Genomic DNA, 4,550 nt, shown 5'->3' with positions numbered 1-4,550 from the left:
GAGCCCGCCCGAGTTCTGTCTCGCCCTGGTTCTGTCTTGTTCTGGTGCTACCGCGGCAGGGGGCTCGGGTTCCGTGTGCGGGTTTTCCGTGATGGCGCGACCAGGGCTTTGTATGGGAACCTCCCGGACATGACGCCCCAGGACTCGACGACCGAGGAGAGCGTGCCGCCGTCGAGCGGCACGCCTGATGCGGAGACGCCGGCGCGGGTGCCGGAGTACGGGCTGCGCCGCCGCCTCCGGCTCATGGGGGCGGTGCTCGCCGGCGGGCTCGCCGTCGTGCTGGCCCTGCTGCTCTGGCTGGGCGTGCTCGTCCCGGCCAAGCAGAAGGCCGCAGGCTACTCGGCCGCGGACGCCGCCTACGCCGCCGTCGCCATCGAGCACAACGCGCAGGCGGTCCAGCTGACGGCGCTCGCTCCCGGCCGGTCCACCGACGACGACGTGCTCGCCCTCGCGGTCGAGGTGGGCGAGGCCTCGGCGAGCCGGGTCGAGGACCTCGCCGCCTGGCTGGAGGCACGGGACATCCCGGTGCCGGCGGCGGGCCGGGAGGCGCTCGCGCTGGCCGAGGACGGCCTGACGACCGAGCTGCCCGACGACGGCAGCGGGCCCCGGTCCGGCACCACCGCCCACTCCCACGAGGGCGGGAACCACGGCATGCTCACGGACGCTCAGGTGAACGGGATCGCCGCCCTGCACGCGAGGGACTTCGACATCGCCCTGCTCGCAGCGCTCGTGGAGCACCACTACGGCGGGCTGCAGCCCGCCGACCAGGAGATCACCGGGGGCGAGGACGCCGAGGCGATCGCGCTGGCGCAGGCCGAGGCCGACGCCATCCGCGTCGAGGTGGAGGAGGTCCGCGACGCGCTCGCGGCCATCGGCGGCCCGGGCTCCAACGACGGCTCCGGTTCGTAGCCGAGCCGGACCAGGTCAGGCCGCGAAGGCCGCGAAGGCCGCGCCCGACGGTCAGGGCGCGGTGACGAAGATGTCGAACAGCTCCGGGTGGTGGCCGTGCACCAGGACGGCGAACACGACGGCGTCGAACAGCAGGTGTACGGCCACGACGTAGCTGAGCGACTTGAACCTCGCGAAGATCCAGCCCTGGACCAGGGCGAACGGCACGGTGAGCAGCGGGCCCCACTCGCGGTAGCCGAGCTCCCACAGGAACGACACGAAGATCATCGACTGGAGCACGTTCGCCTGCCACATCGGGAAGTGCTTGCACAGCAGGGCGAAGACCACGCAGATGAAGAACAGCTCGTCCCAGATGCCGACGGCGTTCACGCCGACGAACAGCCGCCAGATGTCCTGCGATCCTTCGAGGTCCGGCCAGTTGAGGTATGCGCCGGAGCCGAGGAAGTAGAACGGCAGCAGCACGTACCCGAGCGCCACCACGGCGGCCAGGTAGACCCACTGCCCGCGGGTCCAGCGGCGGCCGGTCAGCACGGGGAACTGGATGGTGTCCTGCCTCAGCACGAACCGGGACAGCGCCCACGGCACGAGCACCGACCCGCCGAGCGCCAGGGTGAAGCGCAGCATCCCGGCGTCGGACAGGTCCGCCTCGAGCGAGATCGTCGAGATGATCCCGAGCCCCGCGCCGATCAGCACCAGGTCGCGGCCCAGTGCACGGTCGGCCCATAGGCCCAGCGCTATGCCCAGCACCAGTGGCAGGTATGCGATCGGCCGGATGTGGACGGCGAAGAGCAGGATGGCCGACGCCGAGACGAGGAACGCGGCGATGAGGCGCGCCGGGCCGACCAGCGAGGCGGGCAGGGTGAGGGTCACGGGGTCGAGGCTCCCACATCCGACGTGTCAGACGTACAAGACACGGGAGTGACCCGCACGTCTGACACGTCGGGTTGTTGATACGCGGCCTGGTTCTTCGTGTTCCGGGGCAACTAGAGTCTGTCGACGGTAAGGATTTCATCCAGGATCCGGCCCCCTTGCTGGGCCGGCCACCTCGGCAAGGAGGCCGCTGTGCGCTCACCCGAGCACGTTGAGCTGGTCCGGACCAACCCGGACCTTCCCCCGGTCGCGGTCATCGACCGCAGACCGATGACTCCAGGCAAGAAGCTGGTCTTCGCGGTGATCGGGCTGGTCGCGGCGGTCGCGTGGGCCCTCGTCGCGTTCGTGCGCGGCGAAGCGGTCAACGGCGCCTACTTCGTCGTCGCCGCCGTCGGCACGTATGTCATCGCGTACCGCTTCTACGCGCGGCTGATCGAGTACAAGGTCGTGCGCCCGCGGGACGACCGCGCCACCCCGGCCGAGGAGCACGAGAACGGCCGGGACTTCGCACCGACGGACCGTCGGGTGCTGTTCGGCCACCACTTCGCCGCCATCGCCGGCGCAGGCCCGCTGGTCGGTCCGGTGCTCGCCGCGCAGATGGGCTATCTGCCCGGCACCCTCTGGATCATCATCGGCGCGGTCCTGGCGGGCTGCGTCCAGGACTACCTCGTCCTGTGGCTGTCCACGCGACGCCGCGGCCGCTCGCTCGGCCAGATGATCCGCGACGAGATGGGCCGCGTCGGCGGTGCCGCCGGCCTGATCGGCGTGTTCGTCATCATGATCATCATCCTGGCGGTCCTCGCGCTCGTGGTGGTCAACGCCCTGGCCGAGTCGCCGTGGGGCGTGTTCTCGGTCGGCATGACCATCCCGATCGCCCTCTTCATGGGCGTCTACCTGCGGTACCTCCGCCCGGGCCGCGTGTCCGAGGTGTCGATCATCGGCGTGGTGCTGCTGGTGCTCGCGATCGTCGCGGGCGGCTGGGTGGCCGACACCCCCTGGGGTGCCGAGACGTTCACGCTCGAGCCGGTGACCGTTGCCTGGCTCATCGTGGGCTACGGGTTCCTCGCGTCCGTGCTGCCGGTGTGGCTGCTGCTCGCCCCGCGCGACTACCTGTCCACGTTCATGAAGGTGGGCACCATCGTGCTGCTCGCCGTCGGCGTGCTCATCGCGCAGCCCGCCGTGCAGGCCCCCGCCGTCTCCAGCTTCGCGATCGAGGGCAACGGACCCGCGTTCGCCGGCTCCCTGTTCCCGTTCCTGTTCATCACCATCGCGTGCGGTGCGCTGTCCGGGTTCCACGCCCTGATCTCGTCCGGCACGAGCCCGAAGCTGGTCGAGAAGGAGAGCCAGCTCCGGCTCATCGGCTACGGCGGCATGCTCACCGAGTCGTTCGTTGCGATCATGGCCCTGGTCACCGCCATCTCCATCGACCAGCACCTGTACTTCACGATGAACGCCCCTGCCTCGCTCACGGGTGGCGATCCCGCGACGGCGGCGGACTACGTGAACGGCCTCGGCCTGGGCGGCACGCCTGCCACGGCCGCCGACATCCAGGGCGCCGCCGACGCCGTCGGCGAGGAGTCGATCGTCTCCCGCACCGGCGGCGCGCCGACGCTCGCGTTCGGCATGTCCCAGATCCTCGGCTCGTTCCTCGGCGGCGCCGGAATGCAGGCGTTCTGGTACCACTTCGCGATCATGTTCGAGGCGCTCTTCATCCTCACCACCGTCGACGCCGGTACGCGGGTCGCCCGCTTCATGCTGTCCGACACGCTCGGCAACCTCGGTGGCCCGCTGCGCAAGTTCCGCGACCCGTCCTGGCGGGTGGGCGCATGGATCTGCTCGATAGTGGTGTGCGGCCTGTGGGGCGCGATCCTGCTCATGGGCGTGACCGACCCGCTGGGCGGCATCAACTCGCTGTTCCCGCTGTTCGGCATTGCGAACCAGCTGCTCGCCGCCATGGCCCTCGCCCTGGTCACGGTGGTGGTGGTCAAGAAGGGCTACCTCAAGTGGGCGTGGATCCCCGCCGTCCCGCTGGTGTGGGACCTCGCGGTGACCATGACGGCGTCCTACCAGAAGATCTTCTCCCCCGAGCCGAGCCTCGGGTTCTGGGCGAACCACAACGCGTTCCGCGAGGCGCGGGCAGCGGGCGAGACGTCGTTCGGGACCGCCGCCGATCCTGCCGCCATGGACGCGGTCATCCGCAACACGTTCCTGCAGGGCACGTTGTCCATCGTCTTCGCACTGCTCGTGCTGACCGTGGCGCTGGTGGCGCTGTGGGTCTGCGTCAAGGCGATCCGGGCAGGCGGCCTGCCGACCAGCGAGGAGCCGGACGCGCAGTCGTCGACGTTCGCGCCGTCCGGTCTCGTGACCACCGACGCCGAACGGGAGGTGGCGGCCCAGTGGACCGCCTACTACGACGAGAACCCGGACAAGCTCCGGACGGGGACGCACGCGTGACCTCGCCCTCGGCAGCGGGTCGGACGGCGGCCTCGGGTCCGACGGCGGACGGTCCGACGGCGGACGGTCGGACGGCGGACGGCGGCGTGCTCGCCGTCGTCCGCCGGGGCTGGCGCGCACTGGCCTGGTACGTCACCGGGGTGCTGGGCGAGAGCGACTACCCGCGGTACGTGGCGCACCTGCGTCGGATGCACCCGGACGCCGCCGTGCCGACCGCACGGGAGTACTGGCGGGACCGCTACGCGGCGCAGGACGCCGATCCGGGCGCCCGCTGCTGCTGAGCCCGCTCCGCAACGGCTTCGCCGAGGTAGAGCGGG

General features: G+C 70.8%; 4 protein-coding genes. 3 read left to right on the top strand and 1 reads right to left on the bottom strand.

Translation table 11 applies throughout. The annotated features are described in order from the left end of the window. The first annotated feature begins 129 nt into the window (after positions 1-129). On the top strand, positions 130-909 hold the full coding sequence (locus ACFWE2_RS24640; RefSeq protein ID WP_377226843.1) for a DUF305 domain-containing protein: 780 nt from the start codon (positions 130-132) through the stop codon (positions 907-909). Positions 910-960: 51 nt separating this feature from the next. On the opposite strand, the gene ACFWE2_RS24635 is transcribed toward ACFWE2_RS24640, so the two are convergent. Beyond that, positions 961-1,779 (bottom strand): type II CAAX prenyl endopeptidase Rce1 family protein, encoded by an 819-nt coding sequence (locus tag ACFWE2_RS24635; protein ID WP_377226842.1) that lies wholly within the window; start codon positions 1,777-1,779, stop codon positions 961-963. Between the two features lie 192 nt (positions 1,780-1,971). Between ACFWE2_RS24635 and ACFWE2_RS24630 the strand changes: the two genes are divergently transcribed. Then, a complete protein-coding gene (locus tag ACFWE2_RS24630; RefSeq protein ID WP_377226841.1) occupies positions 1,972-4,233 on the top strand; it encodes a carbon starvation CstA family protein in 2,262 nt (753 codons plus the stop codon). Then, positions 4,230-4,514 (top strand): YbdD/YjiX family protein, encoded by a 285-nt coding sequence (locus ACFWE2_RS24625; RefSeq protein ID WP_377226840.1) that lies wholly within the window; start codon positions 4,230-4,232, stop codon positions 4,512-4,514. Before ACFWE2_RS24630 ends, ACFWE2_RS24625 begins: the two co-directional genes overlap by 4 nt. Positions 4,515-4,550 lie beyond the last annotated feature (36 nt).

The sequence above is a fragment of the Promicromonospora sp. NPDC060271 genome (assembly GCF_042726755.1).
Classification (GTDB): domain Bacteria; phylum Actinomycetota; class Actinomycetes; order Actinomycetales; family Cellulomonadaceae; genus Promicromonospora.
Note: the sequence above shows the minus strand (reverse complement) of the source record. Positions and strands in the feature narration are given on the sequence as shown.

Coding starts and splice junctions, on each gene's coding strand:
- ACFWE2_RS24640 (WP_377226843.1), top strand. CDS start 130: ATGACGCCCCAGGACTCGACGACCGAGGAGAGCGTGCCGCCGTCGAGC.